At 60.7% G+C, this 20,178-nt stretch carries 17 protein-coding genes; 5 read left to right on the top strand and 12 right to left on the bottom strand.

What is annotated here, in order from left to right:
• Window positions 1–643: 643 nt before the first annotated feature.
• On the bottom strand, window positions 644–1,300 hold the full coding sequence (locus tag IRZ24_RS00155) for a hypothetical protein (RefSeq protein ID WP_297159329.1): 657 nt from the start codon (window positions 1,298–1,300) through the stop codon (window positions 644–646).
• A 218-nt stretch (window positions 1,301–1,518) separates the two neighbouring features.
• Between IRZ24_RS00155 and IRZ24_RS00150 the strand changes: the two genes are divergently transcribed.
• Window positions 1,519–2,700, top strand: a complete 1,182-nt coding sequence (locus IRZ24_RS00150; protein ID WP_297159326.1) for a tyrosine-type recombinase/integrase — start codon at window positions 1,519–1,521, stop codon at window positions 2,698–2,700.
• A 96-nt stretch (window positions 2,701–2,796) separates the two neighbouring features.
• A complete protein-coding gene (locus tag IRZ24_RS00145) occupies window positions 2,797–3,384 on the top strand; it encodes a hypothetical protein (protein WP_297159324.1) in 588 nt (195 codons plus the stop codon).
• A gap of 236 nt (window positions 3,385–3,620) precedes the next feature.
• On the opposite strand, the gene IRZ24_RS00140 is transcribed toward IRZ24_RS00145, so the two are convergent.
• From IRZ24_RS00140 to IRZ24_RS00120, 5 genes are all read right to left on the bottom strand, one after another.
• Window positions 3,621–4,109 (bottom strand): Hsp20/alpha crystallin family protein, encoded by a 489-nt coding sequence (locus IRZ24_RS00140; RefSeq protein ID WP_297159322.1) that lies wholly within the window; start codon window positions 4,107–4,109, stop codon window positions 3,621–3,623.
• A gap of 222 nt (window positions 4,110–4,331) precedes the next feature.
• Window positions 4,332–5,303, bottom strand: a complete 972-nt coding sequence (locus IRZ24_RS00135) for a PfkB family carbohydrate kinase (RefSeq protein WP_297159320.1) — start codon at window positions 5,301–5,303, stop codon at window positions 4,332–4,334.
• Complete coding sequence (locus IRZ24_RS00130; protein ID WP_297159317.1) at window positions 5,300–6,784, bottom strand: cytosine permease; 1,485 nt, start codon at window positions 6,782–6,784, stop codon at window positions 5,300–5,302. Before IRZ24_RS00130 ends, IRZ24_RS00135 begins: the two co-directional genes overlap by 4 nt.
• On the bottom strand, window positions 6,784–7,833 hold the full coding sequence (locus tag IRZ24_RS00125) for an ADP-ribosylglycohydrolase family protein (RefSeq protein ID WP_297159314.1): 1,050 nt from the start codon (window positions 7,831–7,833) through the stop codon (window positions 6,784–6,786). Before IRZ24_RS00125 ends, IRZ24_RS00130 begins: the two co-directional genes overlap by 1 nt.
• Before the next feature lie 6 nt (window positions 7,834–7,839).
• A complete protein-coding gene (locus IRZ24_RS00120; protein ID WP_297159311.1) occupies window positions 7,840–8,574 on the bottom strand; it encodes a GntR family transcriptional regulator in 735 nt (244 codons plus the stop codon).
• A gap of 272 nt (window positions 8,575–8,846) precedes the next feature.
• Between IRZ24_RS00120 and IRZ24_RS00115 the strand changes: the two genes are divergently transcribed.
• Window positions 8,847–9,212, top strand: a complete 366-nt coding sequence (locus IRZ24_RS00115; protein ID WP_297159309.1) for an HU family DNA-binding protein — start codon at window positions 8,847–8,849, stop codon at window positions 9,210–9,212.
• Window positions 9,213–9,728: 516 nt separating this feature from the next.
• Here the strand turns inward: IRZ24_RS00115 and IRZ24_RS00110 are convergent.
• From IRZ24_RS00110 to IRZ24_RS00095, 4 genes are all read right to left on the bottom strand, one after another.
• The gene (locus IRZ24_RS00110; protein ID WP_297159306.1) at window positions 9,729–10,589 is read right to left on the bottom strand and encodes a hypothetical protein; all 861 of its coding nucleotides are present in this window, start codon (window positions 10,587–10,589) and stop codon (window positions 9,729–9,731) included.
• Window positions 10,590–11,102: 513 nt separating this feature from the next.
• Window positions 11,103–12,098 (bottom strand): RluA family pseudouridine synthase, encoded by a 996-nt coding sequence (locus IRZ24_RS00105; protein ID WP_297159303.1) that lies wholly within the window; start codon window positions 12,096–12,098, stop codon window positions 11,103–11,105.
• Complete coding sequence (gene lspA, locus IRZ24_RS00100) at window positions 12,085–12,684, bottom strand: signal peptidase II (protein WP_297159300.1); 600 nt, start codon at window positions 12,682–12,684, stop codon at window positions 12,085–12,087. The genes IRZ24_RS00105 and lspA overlap by 14 nt, the downstream gene beginning before the upstream one ends.
• Before the next feature lie 360 nt (window positions 12,685–13,044).
• Window positions 13,045–13,404, bottom strand: coding sequence for a TraR/DksA C4-type zinc finger protein (locus IRZ24_RS00095; RefSeq protein ID WP_297159297.1), 360 nt, complete (start codon window positions 13,402–13,404; stop codon window positions 13,045–13,047).
• 793 nt (window positions 13,405–14,197) lie between these two features.
• Between IRZ24_RS00095 and glgB the strand changes: the two genes are divergently transcribed.
• Together glgB and IRZ24_RS00085 are read left to right on the top strand one after the other, a co-directional pair.
• Window positions 14,198–16,234, top strand: coding sequence for a 1,4-alpha-glucan branching protein GlgB (glgB, locus tag IRZ24_RS00090; RefSeq protein ID WP_297159295.1), 2,037 nt, complete (start codon window positions 14,198–14,200; stop codon window positions 16,232–16,234).
• A gap of 45 nt (window positions 16,235–16,279) precedes the next feature.
• A complete protein-coding gene (locus IRZ24_RS00085; protein ID WP_297159292.1) occupies window positions 16,280–17,191 on the top strand; it encodes a TIGR00730 family Rossman fold protein in 912 nt (303 codons plus the stop codon).
• Between the two features lie 53 nt (window positions 17,192–17,244).
• Here IRZ24_RS00085 and IRZ24_RS00080 read toward each other — a convergent pair whose 3' ends face one another.
• Both IRZ24_RS00080 and IRZ24_RS00075 read right to left on the bottom strand, forming a co-directional pair.
• The gene (locus IRZ24_RS00080) at window positions 17,245–18,294 is read right to left on the bottom strand and encodes a DMT family transporter (protein WP_297159290.1); all 1,050 of its coding nucleotides are present in this window, start codon (window positions 18,292–18,294) and stop codon (window positions 17,245–17,247) included.
• 183 nt (window positions 18,295–18,477) lie between these two features.
• Window positions 18,478–19,623 (bottom strand): class II histone deacetylase, encoded by a 1,146-nt coding sequence (locus IRZ24_RS00075; RefSeq protein ID WP_297159288.1) that lies wholly within the window; start codon window positions 19,621–19,623, stop codon window positions 18,478–18,480.
• Window positions 19,624–20,178 lie beyond the last annotated feature (555 nt).

The following is a 20,178-nucleotide window of genomic DNA, read 5'->3' as shown; positions in this document are numbered from 1 at the left end:
CATCACAGAGGATCAGGAGCAGATCCTGAGAGGAGTATAGCCTCCCCCAGGCGTGGGAGGAGAGGCAAATTGTCGTTAATCCTTGGCCGATTCTGCAGTGGACGGACCGCAACGCTGGGCGGTGACAAATTTCGTATTAGTCGGGAAAATACGAAATTTTGGCCGCGACTCTGCTTGCTAGCTGAGCGGCAACTTCAGGTCGGGCCGCCGCAAACTTCCCTAGATCAAGCCGAAGGGCTTCTGTAGACAGAGTGGCCGCTTGCTCTCCACACGCCCTACAACTGGGGGTCTCTTGGATGGTCTGGCTTGCTGATGCACGCCTTGATCACTCGCTGCGCACTCCTCGCTGTGCACTTGAGCCTCTTCCCTCAGCAGGGGCTGCTTGCACGTGCGGTGGCACGAGGCGCGGCAGAGCCTGCCTCTCTACCTCTCATGATCGGCGGGCTAGCTAGACTATAAGACACTCTGCTACGTGCAGGACGCCGGTCATGGGCAGCCCTCGTCAGATCTTACGCAGAGAAGATCAACTGTGGCGACGGCCTTGCCCCCTTGTCGTTCTGTCCCTCGCTTCACCAGCTCCAGAACCGCCAGGGAATCCAGCAAGCTCCTAATGATCAGCAGCCATCGGTAGCCCTCAAAGTGCTTAGTCCTCCAGAGGCCAGTAAGCCAGCTCCCCGTGCCGTCCCCTCACGTACCAGGGCTGCGCCACAAAGATCCGCTTGCCCCCTGGCAACACCTGCTCCTGCACCTGCAGTCGCTGCCTCTGCCGCGCCTCTTCGGATACCTCGAGCGGTTGCCCAAAGCTCGCCAGCACCGGTGTGCCTGGGGCTGCTTCCCCCCAGCTCATCTCTCCACGACAGGGCTGACAGACCACAAAGAGCGTCTTGCAGCATGTCCAAAGCAGCCGGAGCCGTTCCTTGACCGTTCCGGGGTCGATATCATCTGGACTCAGGTACGCATCATCACATCCCAGCGAGACGCTGAGTCCAGAGGCGTTCTCCCTCAACGCGATCAGGAGATCCAGGGGAAAGGGATCAGCGGTTGAGGACCACAGCGACACCATGATCTGGGCCTGACGACCTACGATCCTCTCCCACAGCTCGCGGAAAGAGGCACATACAAAGTCGCTATCCTCCTCCTGCAGGTAGGACCGGTAGAAGTAGTAGCCCATCCCAGCGGGCTTTCCCGGCGCGGTAAAATGAAAGCCGTGCCAGCTTAACGCCTCAAAGAGCAACGGCCACCAAAACATCTCTTCTCTCTCCGTCTGCAGCTCAAAGGTACCGTTCAATGTATCACTCATACTTGTGCCTCCCTTGTACCATAGGCAGAGCACTGCCCTGCCTTCCTCAAGATCGCATATCAATACCGCCACATCCTCTGTAACAGCTCATCGTCCCCCCTGTGGCCTAGCCGCTTCCCCAGCAAGACTCCGCGCCCTGCCCTCTTGACAAACCTACTCCTGAACATCTATACTTCATAGAAAGGCAAAGATATATTTTAGAAGAATAGAGCTATAATATGAGCACGAAGAGACCGCACTCCCGCCACGCAGATCGACGCACCGCCGCGCTCCTCCTACCGGTGCAGCCCATCCTGACAGGAGTTGTACGCGAGCGAGCGGAAGAAACGCCTGCTGCTGCGGAGAGGAGCGAGGGCCTGGGCGCCCTAGCGGGAGAGGACCTGGACCTCCTGAGGCGCATTGCCGACATAGCAGATCTCTACGCCCAGCACGAAGTCTTTGCCCGTTACCATCGGCGCCAGGCCCATAACACGCGTATTCGGCAGCTTTGGGATCTCAAAGCCTTCGCAACCTTCTGCCTCGAGGCCGGGGCACGCGCCACTGGTGTCAGCCTGCAGACAGACGTCGCTACCCTTACCCAGGCGCTCTTTCTGGAAGCCTCGACCTGGCGCTTTGTCAGCGCCGGCCTGATCCAGCTGTTTCTGAGCTGGATGGAGCGCCGGGGCTACGCCATCGACACAATGAACGTGCGCCTCTCCACGCTCAAACGCTACTGTCGTCTGGCCGCCGATGCTGGCGTCCTGAGCCAGGAAGAACTCTATCGCATCAGCCGCGTCCAGGGCTATCGTCACAAGGAAGGCCGCCAGATCGATCGCCAGCGTCCCATCAGCCGGCGCGGCCCCAAAAAGGCGGAGCCGAATATGCTCACGGAGGAGCAAGTCGCCTGGCTCAAGCATTGCCACGACACCAGCACTCCCCAGGGGCGGCGCGCCCGCGTCATCCTTTGCCTGCTTCTCGACCTGGGGCTGCGCGTCGGCGAGCTGGTGGCCCTCCAGGTCAAGGACGTCCAGCTTAGCCGCGGCCTGTTGCGCTTCTACCGTGAAAAGGTCGACAAAGAGCAGACCCATCGCCTGTCTGCCGACTGTCTCCAGGCCCTGCATGCCTACCTTCCCGACGTCGCCGGCGAACGCTATCTGTTCCCAGGGTACAAAGGCCGCCACATTAGCCCGCGTCTGGTCGAGTATCTGCTCAAGGACCTCGGCGACCAGCTTGGCATTGATCACCTCTCTCCCCATGACTGTCGCCATTACTGGGCAACTTATCACGCTCGCCGGCAGCGCAACCTGGCCCAGCTCCAGCAAGCCGGGGGATGGAACTCGCCGGCGATGGTCCTGCGCTACTACGTTGCCTCCGAAATTGCCAACGAGGGCCTCCTTTCTCCAGCGGAGTGGGAGAGCTAACATAGCCGTGGTCAGGGGAAGCAAAGTCCAGTAGGCCGCTTATCTGACCAGGCAGTCCAGCACCAGCATAGTCAAGAAGCAAAGGAGGAGAAGAGGATGCCCTTCAAAATTGGCGTCTATGGCTCGAACATTGTCGAGAGCGAACACGCCCTTGGTCTGGCCCGCGAGCTGGGTCAGGCTCTTGCCGAGCGCGGCTGCATCGTCATTACCGGCGCCTGCAGCGGCATACCCTATGCCGTGGCCAGAGCGGCCTTTGAGCATGGCGCCGAGGTCTGGGGCTTTACCCCGGCCCTGAACCTTGATGAGCATCGCCGCGCCTACCCGCAAGACGATGTCGGCATCTATCGCCGCCTCATCTATGTACCCCCCGGTTACTACGACCTCTTCGGACTGGTTCCGGCAACCCCAGAGCAGGACTGGGGAGCTCGCCTCAAGTACCGCAATGTGATCTCAACGGTTAACAGCGACGCAGGCCTCATCATCAGTGGCGGCTGGGGCACTCTCAATGAGTTCACCAACCTCATCTACGAGGGCAAGCCCATCGGCGTTCTCACCGGCAGCGGCGGCCTGGCTGATGAGCTGCCCACCTGGTACCCTCGTCTGCGCAAAAAAACAGCCTCGCCGGTTCTCTTCGAAGCGAACCCGACGAGGCTGCTCACGCTGCTGCTCCAGCACCTGGAGTGAGCCGGCGCCGCTCTTGTGAGCGCGGCGCCGAGAAACAGGGCGGACAGAAAGCCAGGAGCAGGAAGAGAATACAGCCCAATCACCAGAGCGCGCCCGCCGGAGGCACAGGGAGGAACCGACGCTGTGGTCATGCCTGAACCACTCGCCCCGCGATGCCTGCGGGTCCGATCAGGTCCAGACTGCGACCAGGCGTCGGTGACGACGAAGCCTCCGAGCGAAGGAGCAGGAAGCCGCACTCAGGCCGTCACTAGCTGAGGCTCTGGCTGCCGCTCAGCCTCAGCCGCCGTGACGCTAATGCGCCTGGGTCGGCTTGCCGCAACTACGGGCACGATGATGGTCAGCAGGCCATGCTCACAGCGGGCCTCCACCTTCTCGCTGTCAATCGGACGCTCAAAGGTCACCACCCGCTCACACGGACCGCTGCCAATCTCATGCAGCAGCCAGTGAACCTGCCGCCCTTCCTCAACCGCCGCCGGATAGCTGACGCGGATCAGCAGGCTCTGGCCCTGGACCTCCAGCCCGATATCATCAGGCCTCACGCCAGGCACCAGCGCCCTCACGACATACCCCTGCTCGCTCTCATAGACGTCCAGCGGCAGCTGCGGACGCGGTTCACCGCTCAGATGCCACAGCGGACGTACCACGCTCTGCTCAAACAGCCGGTTCATCGCTTCGCGCAGGCTGATCATCTCATGCAGCGGATCAAAGCGAGTCACCATCGTCATAGCACTCACCCCCTCTGCTGAAATGATCAGAAACTAGCGGCGTGAACCCTCTCATTCCACGTCTCCGCAGGGAGGTCAGCCCCCCACAGGCATGCCACCCCACGCCATGTGGGTGTACTCCGGCTCTTCCCCCACTCGCCAACCCCTCCTTCCCTGGGTGGCACCCCCTACGGTTGCCCTCTTACCGTTTCCACCCAGGGAAAACCAGGAAAGGGGGGGACTTTATTCCCATGCTTCCTTTCCTTTTTTCCCCTCAGCCAGTGCCTCCACCAGCTCCTCTCGCGTCGGCGTCGTCGCCGGCCCCGCTCGTTCTACCGCCAGCGAGGCGGCCACATTGGCCTCATAGGCCGCCTCCTCAAGACGCGCCCCTGCGGCTAGAGCTGCCAGCAAGGCAACCACATGGGCATCGCCCGCCCCTGTCGTATCCACTACGACCCGCGCCGGTCTGGCCGCAATCTGCCGCGGCTCCCCCTCAGCGGTTGCCAGCCAACAGCCCTCGGCTCCCACGCGTGCCACCACTATGCCCCCCGGAGCGAGCCGCGTACGCAACTGCGCGGCCCCACGAGCTGGCTCCTCCTCACCACTAAGGAGCCGGAGCTCACGAGCATTCAAACTCAGCACATCCACACGGCGCAGCACCTCTGCCAGCCGGGAAGCCGGAATCTCAGCGACTAGTGGTCCAGGATCGAGCACCAGCAGGCAGCCTGGCGCTAGGCCCGGCAGCCAGACCTCCAGAGCATCGCCCGAGAGGGGATAACACAGATCATAGCCAGAGATATAGACTGCATCGCCCTCCTGCAGCTTCAGGGCCTCTAACTCTTCGCGGCTCAGCTCTGCCTCCACTCCCGGCGCCGTCACAAAGGTGCGCTCGCCATCCGGCTCCACCAGTCCGATGTCAAAGCCCGTATCGCGGCCCACCACCGGCGGCAGCAAGAGCGGAATACCTAGGGCCTCCAGCTCGGCCCGTACTCGGCTCCCCATCAGTCCATCCCCCACCCGACCGGCATAGGCGGCTGGCAACCCTAGCCGCACGGCTCCAAGCAACAGATTGAAGCCTCCTCCCACCGCCTGTAAGGCACGCTGGGCCAGCAGATCTCCCCCGCGTTCCGGAAGTCGCTCCACATAGAGCAGCAGGTCGACGAGGACACTACCTACCACTACTAGACGTCGCGGACGTAGCCGGAGCGTACTCATAGCGCTTGCCTCCCACGAGCCAGCTCCGAGAGCGCCTGACCGCCGGCAGGCATCTCCCGCACGACTTGCCTGCCCCCAAGCATCACGAGCAACCAGTAGATGAGCGCACTCGCCGCAAAGCCCAGCACATAACCAAGGCTGCTGGAAGCAAAGATTCCCCGTGCCAGCGGACCGGTAAACCACGGCGAGGCTGTAAAGAGCAGCCCGACAACGATCCCAAGTAGCCAGGCAACCAGGGCCCGCCAATTGACGCCAGCCCGGTAATAGTAGCGGCTCTCTGGCCCTGTCTCCATCAGGCTGCGCGCCTCATAGCCACGACGCAAGCCCATGTCAACCAGGAACACAGCCGCCCAGGCCATCAAGCCATCAGACAGGAGCTGCAAGAAACTCTCGAACGGCCCAAAGAAATCTTGTGCAACGAGCAAGACATAGGCAGCGCCCGCGACCATCAGCACTCCATCGATCAGCACTGTCTTGTAGCGCTCCAGCCTCACCCCAAGCGCTAACAGATTCAGGCCTGAGGAGTAGATCGACAGGTCCGCCGCGGTCACAAGTCCGCCCACCGCCGTAATCAGATAAGGGGCAGCCATCCAGGAAGGGAGTTCCTGCCCAATCACAGCGATCGGATTGGCCGCGCTCGCCAAGGTCGGCAGGCGCGTAGAAAGAAAGACTCCCGTCATTATGAGCACCACGAGCGGAATTGTCGCCCCCAGCACAGTCCAGCCAACGATCGCCCGACCACTGCTCTTGCGCGGCAAATAGCGGGTATAGTCAGCGCCGGTATTGACCCAGCCAACGCCTGTCCCCGCAATGACAATGCTCAAGGTTGCCAGAACCCCACTATCCCAGCGACCGGCAGGAGCCGCCAGCATCCTTGGCCAGTCCGCCTTTGCCAGTAAGAAGAGCACAACCATCAGAGTGAGCAGACCAAAAATCCACGTTGCCGCGCGCTGAATCCAGACCAGGGTTGCATGGCCAAGCAAACCGAAGAGGACCACTAATGCCGCGACAGCGATCAGGCTCACCAGTGTCCAGCTCGGGGTAGCTGGCAGGCCGAGAAGCCCCAGCAGCCCCAGCAGTGCGTAGGCCGCCACAATGACCGTAATCGTCTCCCAGCCGACCAGGTTCAACCAACTGATGAGTGTCGGTCCCAGATTGCCACGCGTCCCAAAAGCAGCCCGTGACAGCGTCAACATTGGCGCGCCGCCCCACTTGCCAGCTACGCTCACCACTCCCACCAAAACGAAGGACCCAGCAGAACCAACCACTGCAACTAATAGACTTTGCCAAAGGTTGAGGCCTGCCGCAGTCAAGATCCCTCCATAGACGATACCCAGTATGCCAATATTGGCCGCGAACCAGACCCAGAACAATTCTGTAGGCCTCCCGTGGCGCTCATCATCCCCGATTGGCTCAATGCCATGCAGCTCAATGGCCCAGGGGCGATCAGCGACTGGCTGTTGCTGCTGTTGGGCGCTCATCAGCGTACCTCCTCCTGTTGCAGGCGGTCTCGCAGGGCCAACAACCTGCTGACCAGCCTGTCGATATCTAATGCATTGACCTGCACGACGGTGGTGCGCGCCTCCTGTGGGAAGACCTCTAGACCAGCGCAAGCCCCAAGCATCGCTCCAACGAGAGCGGCAATGGTATCGCTGTCTCCCCCCAGACGGGCCGCTATCAGGCAGGCGCGCCAGGGATCAGCTCGCCAGCGGGCCGCAATGGCAAAAGCCGCGGGCACCGCCTCTTGCGTCGCTACTCCTGTGCCGATCAGATCTACAATGGCATCCTGGGCACTCTCTTCATCCAGATGGCTCACGAGATCCACTGCCCAGATCAGACGTTCAGCTACTGAGGCTGCCGCCACATAGGCCCCATGCTCCTGTGCCTGGCGTGCCAGGTGCTGAGCCTCACCCAGCGCCTCCTGAAAACTTGCCCCTGCCACACCGGCGCTGATCACCGCCGCCACAGCTGTCGCTCCTGCTATCGCCACACCCGTAAAGTGGGTGGGTCGACAGACCTCCTCGATCCGCTCAAGGAAGCGACGCGCCGGCTCCAGCGGCACCGCGATCCCCACAGGCGCAATGCGCATGGCCGCCCCATTGGTATCGCCGCGCCGGCCTGCCTCTTCGGGGCGCAGTCCACGCCGCACTGCCTCTAGCGCCCGCCGTGAAGATGGGCCAAGCTGCTCACTGCCATCAGCTTCTGCCAGCTCAGCCCAGCGAAGCAGCTCCTCGACAAAGCGGTGACTTATCACGTGCCCCTGGCCTTCTACCAGCAGACGCGCGACTAGCAGGGCTTGCTGCGTATCATCAGTTACCTTGCCCGCCGGTTGGCCGGCACTGATTGCATTCTGCGGCGGCCCAGCTTCAAAGCCCTCCAGGGACGGGAAGAGCTGCGCCACCACGGAACGTGGGAGCATCTGTGTCGGCATCCCCAAGGCATCCCCAATGGCTAACCCCAGTAAGGCCCCTCGGGCTCGCTGTTCCCTCTCTTCTGGCTCGCGTAGTGCTGCTCCGCCGGCTTCATGCATGATCACTTACCTCCGCTGCCGCTCGCTCTGACTGAGGTCAAAGGTCATATGGAGGCGAAAATGCGCAGGGTCCAGCAAACTGGTAACATATTCGATCAGCCGTCCCTCCTGATCACGGGTCACCCGTCGGCTCAGCAAGAAGGCTTCACCAATCGACCGCCCCAACAGGCGCGCCTCTTCTGTGCGTAGATGCGTCACCTCAACCCACTCTTCTCCCGTGGCCGGCACGAGTCCCAGGCGCCCCGTCAGCGCCTCCATGAGCGACTCATGAGCGAAATCAATGTCCAACAAGGTACGCGTCTGGTCCGTCAGGGGAATGCGGCTGCGCTCTAGCGAGATCGGCTCACGCCCTTCTAAGAGGCGCAAGCGGTCTAGCGCGATGAACCGCTCCGCTTCCACCTGCCAGCGCGCTCGCAGCTCCGGCTCCGCGACCTCGCCAAAGTAAAGCACGCGCGTCGTCACGTGGGCCCCTTGACGCATCAAGGCCCGCGACCAGCCTTGACTCCAGTCCAGAGGCCGGTGATCAAAGGTAATGTAGCTGCCCGAGCCAGCTCGCGTCTGAATTAGTTGCTTGCGCGCTAACTCTGCTAGCGCTTGCCGCACGGTCATCCGACTCACTCCAAAACGGCGCGCGAGTTCATATTCGCCCGGCAGCCGTTGCCCCGTCGGGAGCTGCCCACTGCGGATCTCTTCTTCAAGGACAGCGCAGATCTGGAGATAGGCTCTATTCTGTCTAGACATCTTGTAGACAAGTTTACCCATTCCTGTCTAGTATGTCAAGGGGAGTGCTAGGAGCTTTCTCCTGCAGTATTTGGTGAGGCTCTGTATAGTGGAAATGGATGGTAACACCATTCCCATACATAATGCGGCAGCATGGTGAGTCGCTGAGAGACCAGGGACGCTCACCGAAACCGGGAACGTGTGTTGCGCCAAGAAGCGTTGTGAAGGGACGCCCTGCGACGCAGTGGCCTTCAGCAGCGCCATTCCGTTAGCACAAGGAGGGAAAAACCACTATGACCACTGTCTCGTCTGAAAAGCATCACAGTGTCATTGGCAAGGACGAGCTGATTCATCAGACAGCAGCCCGGGCCGGCCTGAGTCTGAAAGAGACGGGCAAAGTCATTGATGCCTTCACCGAAGTCGTGCGTGAGGAGCTAGCACGAGGGCACGAGGTACGCCTGATGGGCTTTGGTACCTGGAGCCTGCGCACCGTTGCCCCTCGTAAAGTCAAGTCCATTCGTGGAGGACAGCAGATTACCATTCCCGCGCGTAAACGGGTCGGCTTCTCTGTGGGAGCGGTTCTGGCCCAGGCGGCCAGAGGGCCGCAAGGACGGGCACAGGGGGAGAGCGAGCGGCAGGGAGAGCGGCGGCATCACTAATGAGCGCGCTCTCTCCCTCCGCGCTGCTCCCTGAGTTTGTCCGGCCAGACCTCTGGGAGCCAGAGGCTGATAGCTAGAGGCCACGCTGACTCTTTCAGGCCTGACAGCTTTGGCTACTGGTTGCTCTCCTCTAGAAGGCACGGGCGCCAGTGAGTCCGTTCGCAAGTCGGCGCGTCCGGTTCCACAACTAGCGCAGCGACTGGCCGGGGATGACCACGGTTTGAGTCAGCGCCCACCCTCTCAGACCAGCGAAGGGCCAGCAGCTGGGGCCCGGCTCCCTCCGCTTTGAGAGAGCAGGAGACGCTTTCGCGCGCTCCCGCCTGCTGACGCGAGGCCGATGGGCTGTTGCGGTCCATCGGCCTCGCTCCTAGTGAGATCAGGAGGCCCTACGGCTGCATACCCTCTGGGGACAGGCCCGCGCCTCGACCAGGGTTCGACAGCCCTGACCTGACAGCGGCTGTGGCACAGCTCTCACCTGCAGAGCGCCTGATTATCCACTGGCATGGGTACTGCCGCTTACAGATTCGGATGGTGCTCCAGGTACTGGAGCACCGCAGGTCGCTCATCCGGGCGCAGCGGACGGAAGGCCCCGCCGTCGTTGATGTAGACCAGACGCGTGCTTTGGAAATGGATCAGCATGTCCGGCTTATGGTCCCCATTGACGTCGGCGAAGCTCAACGTGACGGGCACCAGATTGGCATCTGGATCATAGAGCTGAGGGCCGCTGTAAATGCGGGCATGGGCCGGATCGCCTCCGGGAAGCTCGATGATCTCGATATGGCCACTCAGATTGAGCGCGATGAAATGGCTGGGAATCCCTGCCACTTCATTGTGGCCCACAAAGGCATCGATCTGGAAAGTCCGCGGACGCCCGTAACGCAGATCATCCAGTGTGGTCCGCCCCCACGAGATCAGCGGCAGCAGCAGGCACCAGAGCAGGAGCATACAGAGCATACCCAATCCGAGATAGAGTAGCGGATGGGCCTGGAACCAGCGGCGGGCCGCTGGTGGTCGGGCGATGCCTGTCTTCTCCTCCCGCGCTGTTCCTTCTTCTCTCACCTGGCCGGGCTGCTCGCTAGGAGAAGTTGTCGGGGCGGTCGCTACGGACGACGAACGAGATCCCATCGTTGTCCGACTAAGTCTTCTCTGCGCACGTTTCACCGCACCGGGCAGGTTTTCCTCACTGGCGTCAGCTCGCTTCCATTCTCCAATCTCCGCAGCGGCCACATCGGGCGGCGTCGGGCGGGGACGTGAGGCCCGCTGTGCCACTGGTTCCCCTGCTCCAGCCGGGCGCTCCGAACCGCTCTCCGACTGCAGAGGACGATGGCGCAGGGCGCTTTTCGGAGTGAGCCTATCGGTCGCTTCAAGTACAGGCATAGCCTGATTCTCCTTTCGTCGAGCGTCAGTCACTCAGTACTGCTTGGCGCAGCGCCTCAGAAATAGTGACGGCGGTCGGAGCACTGTCAGCGGCTTCCGCCTGTCGTCTCTGTCTCTCCTTCTCTTGCCAAGGTAACATAGAACTTCTGTTCTAGTCAAGAGGATAAGACGGGCCTCCTACGAGAACACTAGGTGGGAGAAACAGGTGCGCTAAGCGTCTCTCCTTAGCTCGCTCAGCAAACGGAGCGCGGTGCGCGCTCGGAGTCAGTCACTGGAAGCCAACAGAACAGGTCACGCATGGGTGCTAACAAGGCGAGAGAGAAGACAGCTCTGTGAATATTGAAAAGGGCCACAGGGCTGGCTAACCGGGCCTTCTTCCTGGAGGGGAAAGCCCGGTTACCTACGCTGAGGATAGTGTAGCATCCCCCCCAGGTTTTTGCTAGGGGCCTATAAGCAACTTTCCAGGGGGAAGGCAAGGATAGGCAAGGAGGCCTGGCAAGCGGCGCCAGCCTCTCAGAGCAACTCTTCACGGGCTAGGACGTTCTGCAAATCGGCAGGCAAGGGGGCCTCCAGTTTCAGCGTGACACCCGTCATTGGGTGAGGCAAGACGAGCTGTGCCGCATGGAGAAATTGGCGTGTCAGGCCTGGCAAACGATGGCTGCTGCTGCCATAGACCGGGTCGCCAGCCACGGGGTACCCGATGGCCTTGAGGTGGACGCGAATCTGATGGGTGCGGCCCGTCTCTGGCTCAACCGATAAGAGAGTATGCCGGCTGAAGCGACGTACAACTCGAAAATGGGTCCGCGCCTCGCGGCTATGGTGAGCTGTCACTGTCATGAGCTGACGGTTGCGTGGATCACGTCCAATGGGAGCCTCAATGGTGCCCTGCTCCAGCGGTACCTGGCCCACCACGAGAGCGAGATAGCGCTTGTGGATCTGGCGCCGCTGCATCATCTCCGCTAGGGCCGTCAGTGCCTGCTGATGCTTGGCTACCAGGAGCAGCCCCGAGGTATCCTTGTCTAGACGGTGGACCAGGCCGGGACGTTCCCCGCTTCCTACCTCGCGCAGCTGTGGGCGGTAGGCCAGAAGGGCATTCACCAGGGTGTCATCTTCATGGCCGGGGGCGGGATGGACTACCATGCCGGCAGCCTTGTTGACTACGAGCAAATCGTCATCCTCGTAAACGATTTCTAGGGGGAGGGCGCGCGGCACTACCTCCGTTGCGCGCTGCGGTAGCTGCCAGAGAATCTCGACCACATCCCCCGCGCGTAGCGTATAGCCTGCCTTCTCTTGTTCACCATTGACACGGACCGCGCCTTCTTCGATGAGGCGTTGCACCGCTGTTCGCGACAGCGGTGTCAACAGCCGCTGCACATAGCGGTCCAGGCGCTGGTGAGCCTCCTCGGGGCCAACCTGGTGCTGGCGGACCTCATAGCCATAGGGTGTTGCTGCGCCGCCTTCTCCTCGCTCTGTCTGTTGACGATGGAACGTGGATTCAGGGACCGACATGCTCCTCCCTCTGCTCTCCTCTTTCCGCTGTCTTCCAGTATCCTTGCGCCGCTTGTCTCTCCTGGGCTGACTCTCTCGGTCCAGAGGCTCGCGGTAGCGCGCCGCCAAGCATCAGCAGGAGCAGCAGGACAACGCCTACCGAGATGGCCGCATCGGCCAGGTTAAAGACTGCGAAACGGAAACCGATCTGAGGGATGCGGAAGAGAATAAAGTCAACGACATAGCCTCCATGCCGAACACGATCAATCAGATTCCCAACTGCCCCCCCAATGATCAGACCGAACACCAGCTTATAGCTCAGCGGTCCAGAGTTCAGACCTCGCAGATAGAGGGTAATCACGACTGCTACGGCCACGGCGATCAGGCCCGCCAGGACCGCACTATTGGCAAATAGCCCAAAGGCCGCACCGCTATTGCGCGTATAGTATAAGGAGAGATAGTCACCTAGCAACGGCACAACATGCCCGCTGTCAGGAGGACTCAGATAGCTGACCACCAGGGCCTTGGTCCACTGGTCGAAAGCCACCACCAGAACTATGACCAGCAGGGCGAGTAGATCGTAGAGACGTGCGCGACGCGCGCTCACTGCTCGTAGTTCTTCCTTTCTTGCTGGCTCCAGCCCAGGCCGCTTGTCCACCCCTCCATTTCCCCCTAGACCGGAGCGCAGGTGCCTGATCTTTGGCGGAGTCTCTTGGCTGGCCTTCCTTTACCAGCTTCATGAGACTATTGTATTGTAGCTGATTTTCGGTACCTTGAAAAGGAGCGGCCCGCTGACAAGCTCTCAGGCATACAGGGCGGGTCGCTCCCTTCTGCCGCTCTGACCCTCTCTTCGGCCTCCCGTTTGCCGCTTACCACTCTGCTGGCCGGGGCCGCAAAGCTAGCGAGCTGGCCCCTGTCTGTCAGGTCTCACTAGCGGCAGCCAGAGAGGGTAGTGTGGTCATTGGCCTTAACCAGCAAAGCTCTCACGGCCAGCCTGACGCTGAGACTCGCATTGCACGTCCCGTGCTGCCCAAGGAATAGCTTCCAGGCGCTTTTCGGGAATAGGGCGGCCACAACTCACACAAAGCCCATAGGTCCCCTCCTCAATGCGAGCTAGCGCCGCTTCGACCTCCGCCAGCAGGGCCTGCTCATTTTCCAGAATCGACTGCTCCTGCTGATAGGTTTGGATCTCGGTTGCCGAGTCCTCGTTATCTTGAGGCAGCGGCTCCACCGAGGTGGGTGGAGCAGTCAAGTGGGCAATGTCTGCCCGCAGCTCATCACGTTTTGCTTCCAGCAATGCCTTCATCTTTGCCAGGTCGATGCTCATGGCTTGGCCTCCTTTGTGATCATGCCTCGCTGCTGGAAGCCAATCGTTCACGTTCCTCACGGCGGCTATCGGCAGGAAACCACTCATGCACCTCTTCCCCTGACCTTCCGCCCCCGGATCTCTCGGCCTGCGCCAGAGGAGTCAATCCACTCAACGTGTCTCCTGCCCGTCTCCGTCCCTGATAGCGAGCGATTGGCCTCCCTCGAAAGAGAGGTGGGAAACGATCTCCCCCTCTCTCTCACAGCACAAGCGGCATTTCTCTCCGCGCAGAACGTGGGACTGCCAGGCTTAACCTGGCGCTCGTTTCCCACCTGTGTGCGCTGACAGCAGCGCTGGTGCTCGCGCCAGCCCGCGCCGAGGTCATCGCCCCCAGTCTTGCTCCCGTTACTGTTGCCAGCGGCAGCCTTCCCCGAGGTTGTCGCCAGATCTACAGCCTCACAGCCACGCGGTGGAAAGGCCGGCCTGGCCCTTCTCTAGGGCGTGACAGGAGCACTCGCATCACTCGCATGTCCTCAAATTGTACATCAAATCTCACGGAAGGCAAGTCGGTCTCTGCGGTCGTCCGCCGGAGCGCGCCTCCTTGCCTTTCGCTTTTCCTTCTCGCTTCCAGATCGCATGCTCTCGGCCACTATTGCCGCGCCCTGGCAGAACCTACCAAAGGGGGGAGAAAGGGAACTCCTCGCCTTCCTCTCTTGCCTTCTGTGTTATGCTAGAATTGTTCTCTGTGCTCTGGATAAGCAGACAGTCAATCCGAGCTGAGCTGAAATCTCGCGCCTGGACAGGAAGCAAGGCCATGTCGACAATTTCTGAGGATGGAGCACGTGCCCAACAGCCAACGAACGGTCAGTCAGTTCCCTCAGTCTTCAGTGAGTTCGATCTCTACCTCTTTGGGCAGGGCCGCGAGTATCGCTTGTACGAGAAGATGGGCGCTCATCCCCGCGTGGTGAATGGGGTCAGTGGGGTGCATTTTGCAACCTGGGCTCCTCATGCCGCGGCGGTTTCTGTGGTCGGTGACTTTAATGGGTGGGACCGCTCGGCCAACCCGATGCAGCTCCGCCACCGCGAGTTGGGGGTCTGGGAGTGCTTTATTCCCGGCGTACAGGTGGGGGCGCTTTATAAATATGTCATCTTTTCACAGGTCAATCAGCAGGTGCTGGAGAAGGCTGATCCCTATGCCTTCGCCGCTGAGCTGCGCCCCGCTACCGCCAGTATTGTCACTGACCTGCACCGCTATCGCTGGCATGATGAGGAATGGCTCCGCCAGCGCGCTGAGCGCCAGCGTCTTTCTGCCCCCCTGTCGATCTATGAGGTGCATCTTGGTTCCTGGCGCCATGTCCCCGAGCGCCATCGCCCCGGCGCTGTTGAGGAGGACCGCTTTCTGACCTATCGCGAGCTGGCTCACGCCCTGGCTGCTTACGTCAAGGACCTGGGCTTCACTCACGTCGAATTGCTGCCGATCACAGAGCATCCTTTCGATGGCTCGTGGGGATATCAGGTAACTGGCTACTATGCTCCAACGAGCCGCTATGGCAGCCCCGAGGATTTCCAGTACTTCGTTGACTACCTCCATCAGCAAGGTATTGGGGTCATTCTGGATTGGGTACCTTCTCACTTCCCCAAGGATGCCCACGGCTTAAGTCTCTTCGATGGATCTCATCTCTATGAGTACGCCGATCCCCGCAAGGGCGAGCACCGCGAGTGGGGGACGCTGGTCTTCGACTATGGACGCAATGAGGTGCGCAATTTTTTGATCGCTAATGCGCTTTTCTGGCTGCGCGAGTACCATATCGACGGGCTGCGCGTCGACGCTGTGGCCTCGATGCTCTATCTGGACTATATGCGTGGCCCCGGCGAATGGGTGCCTAATCGCTACGGAGGACATGAGCACCTGGAGGCTATCGACTTCTTGCGCCAACTCAATGAGGCTGTCTATGCCGAGAATCTGGGCGCATTGACCATCGCCGAGGAGTCGACCGCCTGGCCCTTGGTCTCACGTCCTACCTATGTCGGAGGACTGGGCTTCAGCATGAAGTGGAATATGGGTTGGATGCATGATATGCTTGAGTATATGCGCCTCGACCCTATCTATCGCCGCTATCATCATCATAAGATTACGTTCTCTTTAACATATGCTTTCTCCGAAAACTTCGTGCTGCCCCTCTCTCACGATGAGGTGGTCCATATGAAAGGATCGCTGTTGACCAAGATGCCGGGCGATCTTTGGCAGCGCTTCGCGAATCTGCGCGCTTTCCTGGGCTATATGTGGGGACACCCTGGCAAGAAGTTGCTCTTTATGGGCGGTGAGTTCGGCCAGTGGCGCGAGTGGGACTATCGCGAGAGTCTCGATTGGCATCTGCTGGAGCCACCAAGCGATCCGCACCATGCTCAGCTACGCGATTTCGTGCGCGATCTCAACCGCCTCTATCAGCAGGAGCCGGCTCTTAGCCTCCTCGACTGCGAGCCGGCGGGCTTCGCTTGGATCGACTGCCACGATAGCGAGAACAGTGTGATCTCTTTTCAGCGCCGTAGCGGGCGCCCGGAGGAGACGCTGATCTTTATTTGTAACTTCACGCCGGTGCCGCGCTTCGGCTATCGCGTCGGGGCCCCCTTTGCCGGCGAGTACTATGAGGTACTCAACAGCGATGATGTACGCTATGGCGGCAGTGGCCTCGGCAATCCTCTGCCGCTGCTGAGTACCCCTATCGCCTGGCAGTCTTGCCCTCAGTCCATCATACTGACATTGCCGCCGCTCTCCACCATTGTGCTGAAGTGGCGGCCCTTCGGTGCTGCCTCTACTCCACAAGGCGGTCATCAACCAGATATGCAATGAATGCCATCATCAAATGGACCACACTATTCGTGAGGAAACATGACGATGAGTCGTAATCATAATCATCCCACATCTCAACATCAGCCATCAAAAGGTACCCCGTCTAACCATCGCAACCGCAAAGCGGCGGAGCGCTTTCGCTCGTTCCAGAGCAAGCGCCGACCACTGACTGAGGATGAGCGCCTGCTGACGCGCCCAACCCGCCCGCTGGTCAGTCCCTCGGAGCCACCTCCGAGCGAGCAGATTCAGGCCGATGAGCACGCCTTGGAGCGGGCCTTGCACTTCGACTTTACGATCACTGACCCCTGGCGCGTCTTTCGCATTATGAGCGAGTTCGTGAATGGCTTTGATGCGCTGGCCCATATTCCGCCCGCCGTGGCCATTTTCGGCTCGGCTCGCACACGGCCCACTGATCCCGCCTATGCCGCGGCGGTCGAAACAGCCCGCCTGCTGGCCCAGGCTGGTTTCGCTATTATCACTGGGGGCGGTCCCGGTATCATGGAGGCTGCCAATAAGGGAGCGCAGGAAGGGGGGAATCTTTCCATTGGGTGCAATATCGAGCTGCCCTTCGAGCAGGCTTCCAACCCGTACCTGGATATCTCCATTGACTTCCGCTACTTCATGGTCCGCAAGACTATGTTTGTCAAATACTCCAACGCTTTTGTGATCTTTCCTGGCGGCTTTGGCACAATGGATGAACTGTTTGAGGCCCTGACCTTGATTCAGACCCGTAAGGTCAGCCACTTCCCGGTGATCCTCTACGACTCCCGCTACTGGGGCGGCTTGCTACACTGGCTCCATCATACGATGCTGGCCGAGGGCAAGATTTCACCAAGCGACGCCGAGCTACTGCGCGTCTCCGATGACCCTCATGAGATTTGCCGTCTGGTGCGTGAAGCGTACGAGACCTACCGTCGGGAGCGCGAGGACCCGAATCGCGAGAAGTCGATTCGCTGAGTCCACCTATTCCCAGGACGGCAATGCTCTCCTGGCCACCTGGCCTGATCCCCTCACTTTTCCTCTCTGGCTTGGCCCGATCTTCCGGTGGCTGACTCTCGAGATTGACCCCGGAGCAACTCCTGCCGCTCTGACCGGTCACTATGCTCTTCCCCTCGCTCGACTGGCGGCAGCCTCCCTTGAGGGGAAGCGCCGCCAGAGGGGCGGCGCAGCTCCTCGTAGTGGAGCAGCCCCACTCCGAGCATAACGAGTACCCCTCCAAGAAGCTGGTCGAGGGTCAGAACTTCGCCCAGCCAGCCGTAAGCAATGGCACTGCCGGCCACCAGCTCTAGCATGGCTACAATGCCGACACGGCCCGCCTCCAGATAGCGTAGAGCCGCTAGCTCGCACAGAAACGGGACCGCCATGCCAAGGATACCCACCGCCAACAGTGCCGGCCAGAGAGACGGCTGCAAACTGGCAAGTGGTATCCTCCAGGGTGGCTGCACCAGGAGCCAGAAAAGAGCGGCGATGATCGCTCCCCAGGCCGTCGCGCTCAGGGGCAGCAGTTCGCGTCCAACTCGGCGACCTAGCAACAGGTAAGCCGCAAAGGAGAGGACCGAGAAGAAGGCAGCGAGCAGTCCTAGCCCGTCCAGCCGCAGAAATTGTGGCTGCCAGGCGGCTGTGACCAGGACAATGCCACTGCCTGCCAGCAACAAGGAACTCAGCACGGGCAAGGAGGGCCAGCGCCGCCGCCAAAGGGCTTCACCGAGCACAAGCCAGGCCGGCGTACTAAACTGGATCACCAGGGCGATGGCCACTGGCAAACGACTGATGGCCATGAAATAGCTATAGGTTACCGCGGCCATCGCTAAGCCCAGAGCTAGCAGCCAGCCCCAGCTCTGGCGCGATGGCAGCACCTTCCCACGCTGCACTATCCCCAGTAAGGCCAATAAACAGCCTCCCCCAATGAGCATGCGGCATTCCACCAGGGTCAGTGGTGTCAGCGGGCTTTCGTCAAAGAGCTTGCGCGCAAGGTTCCCATTGAACCCAAAGAGCATAGAGGCCAACACGACGAGCAAGTAGCCCCAGAGGCGCCCGCGCCTCTCACCTTGTGCATCCACGCTCGTTGATCCTTCCTATCCTGCGTAGATAGAGCTGTTGCCAGTCCAGTCGCAGTACCTTCTTTTCACTTTAAACCAGAGCCGTGTCCAGGGGCAACGACTGAGGTCTCTGCTCTCCTTGTAGCTTGCAGAGTGGAGGCCGCTCTCTGGCATCTTGGGTTCATCTTCTTGCCGGTCCCTAGTTCACAGAGGCCACCATTGACGATGCCAGCGGCGGGCCTGCTCTAGCGCCTGGCATGTGGCACGCGTCAGGATGGTGGCGCTGCGCTCCAGTTCCCAGGTACCAGCGTACAGATCGACAATGCCCAAGTCGATGCCGACCAGAGCCTCTACAATGGCCGCCGTACAGTAGGGTACATAGGCGCGGCTATACCCCCCCTCGTGCAGAGCGACCAGGCGACCAGCACAGACCTCGTCGGCCAGAGCGATAACCAGCTCAGTCAGCCGCCGATACCCTTGTCGCGTCAGCATCATGCGCGCCAAAGGATCAAGCCAGCTCCCATCTTGCCCTGCAGAGATGAGAATGAGCTGCGGACGATAGTGGAGGCCAATCGGCAGTACAAGCTGTTCAAAGGCTGCCAGGTAGCCACGGTCGCCAGTTCCCTCCGGCAGGGGAATGTTGACGGTATAGCCCACACCGGCCCCAGCGCCTACCTGCTCTAGCTCACCTGAGAGACGCGGATACCAGTTGTGCTGATGGAGCGAGAGAAAGAGTACACCGGGGTCAGTGTAGAAAGCCTCCTGGGTGCCATTGCCGTGGTGGACATCCCAGTCGATGATCATGATGCGCTCGAGTCCATAGGTGCGGCGCGCGTACTCGGCGGCAATGACCACGTTATTGAAGATGCAATAGCCCAGGGCACGGTTGCGCTCGGCATGATGACCAGGAGGACGCAGCAGCGCATAGACATGGCGTACCTGACCGCGCATCACAGCCTCCACCGCTTGACAGGCCCCCCCAGCAGCCCAGATAGCCGCCTCTAGCGAGCTGGCGCTAACCGGTGTATCGTCATCGATCTCGCCCCAGTCTCCTTGTCGCGGCCCCCCCGCCGTGTAGGCCCGCAAGCCGTCGAGATAGGAGCGTGTATGATAGGCAAGCAGCTCCTCCTCCTGAGCAGCTCGCGCCCGCAGGTGTCGCATGCGTCTAAGCAGGCCAGAACGCTCCAGAAACTGCCAGGTACGTTTGATAATCGCCACGTCCGAGGGATGCGGCTCAGGATCTAGCTCAAAGCTTCCCTCGCGCATGCGCACGGTGCTTTCGACGCCCGCATCGTGGGCTAGAAAGCGCTCGTCAAAGAGCAAGCCACTGGTCACACCGGTCTCCGACATCTGTTCTCCTATCCTTCCGTGATGAGGACGACCTTAACGACAGGCGACAGGCATTGGCTACTGCTCTGACGGCGGGGTCTCTCCCCTCTGAAGCTTTCTCCACAAGGAAGCTGGTCAACAGAGCGAGCCAGAGGCCTCTATCTTTCCCGACTGGCTGCTGTCAGCACCTCCTGGGAAATGGCATGGCTGGCAGACGCCCCCCAGCCAGTGACAGTAAGTACAAGGGCCTTTCCGCACAGACCAGACGGGCAGGCACTAGCAGCCAGTAGCTAAGCAAGAGGGTAGTTCTGCCAATGCGCCTACCTGGACCTAGCGGGCGAGCAGCTATGTGGGGAGGGAAAGCCCAGCCTGCAAGTAGCAGTCGTGCAAGCTTCATAGCGAGAGGGTACCGCAAGCGTCGCTTACTGTCAACCTTTGGCTGAGCTAGGGGGTCCGCGCACTGCGTAGGACGACACAGCGACTGGTTGAGCAGAAGCAGTCGGAGACGGCTGGTACGCGTCAACGCCGTATCGGATCTCCAGGTGTTGCCGCCTCGCCTCCTGGCAGCGGGTTGAT

It is taken from the genome of Thermogemmatispora sp., from assembly GCF_019683755.1.
In the GTDB taxonomy this organism is placed as follows: Bacteria; Chloroflexota; Ktedonobacteria; order Ktedonobacterales; family Ktedonobacteraceae; genus Thermogemmatispora.
This window is presented reverse-complemented; position numbering and strand designations above follow the sequence as displayed.

Coding starts and splice junctions, on each gene's coding strand:
- IRZ24_RS00155 (WP_297159329.1), bottom strand. CDS start 1,300: ATGAGTGATACATTGAACGGTACCTTTGAGCTGCAGACGGAGAGAGAA.
- IRZ24_RS00150 (WP_297159326.1), top strand. CDS start 1,519: ATGAGCACGAAGAGACCGCACTCCCGCCACGCAGATCGACGCACCGCC.
- IRZ24_RS00145 (WP_297159324.1), top strand. CDS start 2,797: ATGCCCTTCAAAATTGGCGTCTATGGCTCGAACATTGTCGAGAGCGAA.
- IRZ24_RS00140 (WP_297159322.1), bottom strand. CDS start 4,109: ATGACGATGGTGACTCGCTTTGATCCGCTGCATGAGATGATCAGCCTG.
- IRZ24_RS00135 (WP_297159320.1), bottom strand. CDS start 5,303: ATGAGTACGCTCCGGCTACGTCCGCGACGTCTAGTAGTGGTAGGTAGT.
- IRZ24_RS00130 (WP_297159317.1), bottom strand. CDS start 6,784: ATGAGCGCCCAACAGCAGCAACAGCCAGTCGCTGATCGCCCCTGGGCC.
- IRZ24_RS00125 (WP_297159314.1), bottom strand. CDS start 7,833: ATGCATGAAGCCGGCGGAGCAGCACTACGCGAGCCAGAAGAGAGGGAA.
- IRZ24_RS00120 (WP_297159311.1), bottom strand. CDS start 8,574: ATGTCTAGACAGAATAGAGCCTATCTCCAGATCTGCGCTGTCCTTGAA.
- IRZ24_RS00115 (WP_297159309.1), top strand. CDS start 8,847: ATGACCACTGTCTCGTCTGAAAAGCATCACAGTGTCATTGGCAAGGAC.
- IRZ24_RS00110 (WP_297159306.1), bottom strand. CDS start 10,589: ATGCCTGTACTTGAAGCGACCGATAGGCTCACTCCGAAAAGCGCCCTG.
- IRZ24_RS00105 (WP_297159303.1), bottom strand. CDS start 12,098: ATGTCGGTCCCTGAATCCACGTTCCATCGTCAACAGACAGAGCGAGGA.
- IRZ24_RS00095 (WP_297159297.1), bottom strand. CDS start 13,404: ATGAGCATCGACCTGGCAAAGATGAAGGCATTGCTGGAAGCAAAACGT.
- glgB (WP_297159295.1), top strand. CDS start 14,198: ATGTCGACAATTTCTGAGGATGGAGCACGTGCCCAACAGCCAACGAAC.
- IRZ24_RS00085 (WP_297159292.1), top strand. CDS start 16,280: ATGAGTCGTAATCATAATCATCCCACATCTCAACATCAGCCATCAAAA.
- IRZ24_RS00075 (WP_297159288.1), bottom strand. CDS start 19,623: ATGTCGGAGACCGGTGTGACCAGTGGCTTGCTCTTTGACGAGCGCTTT.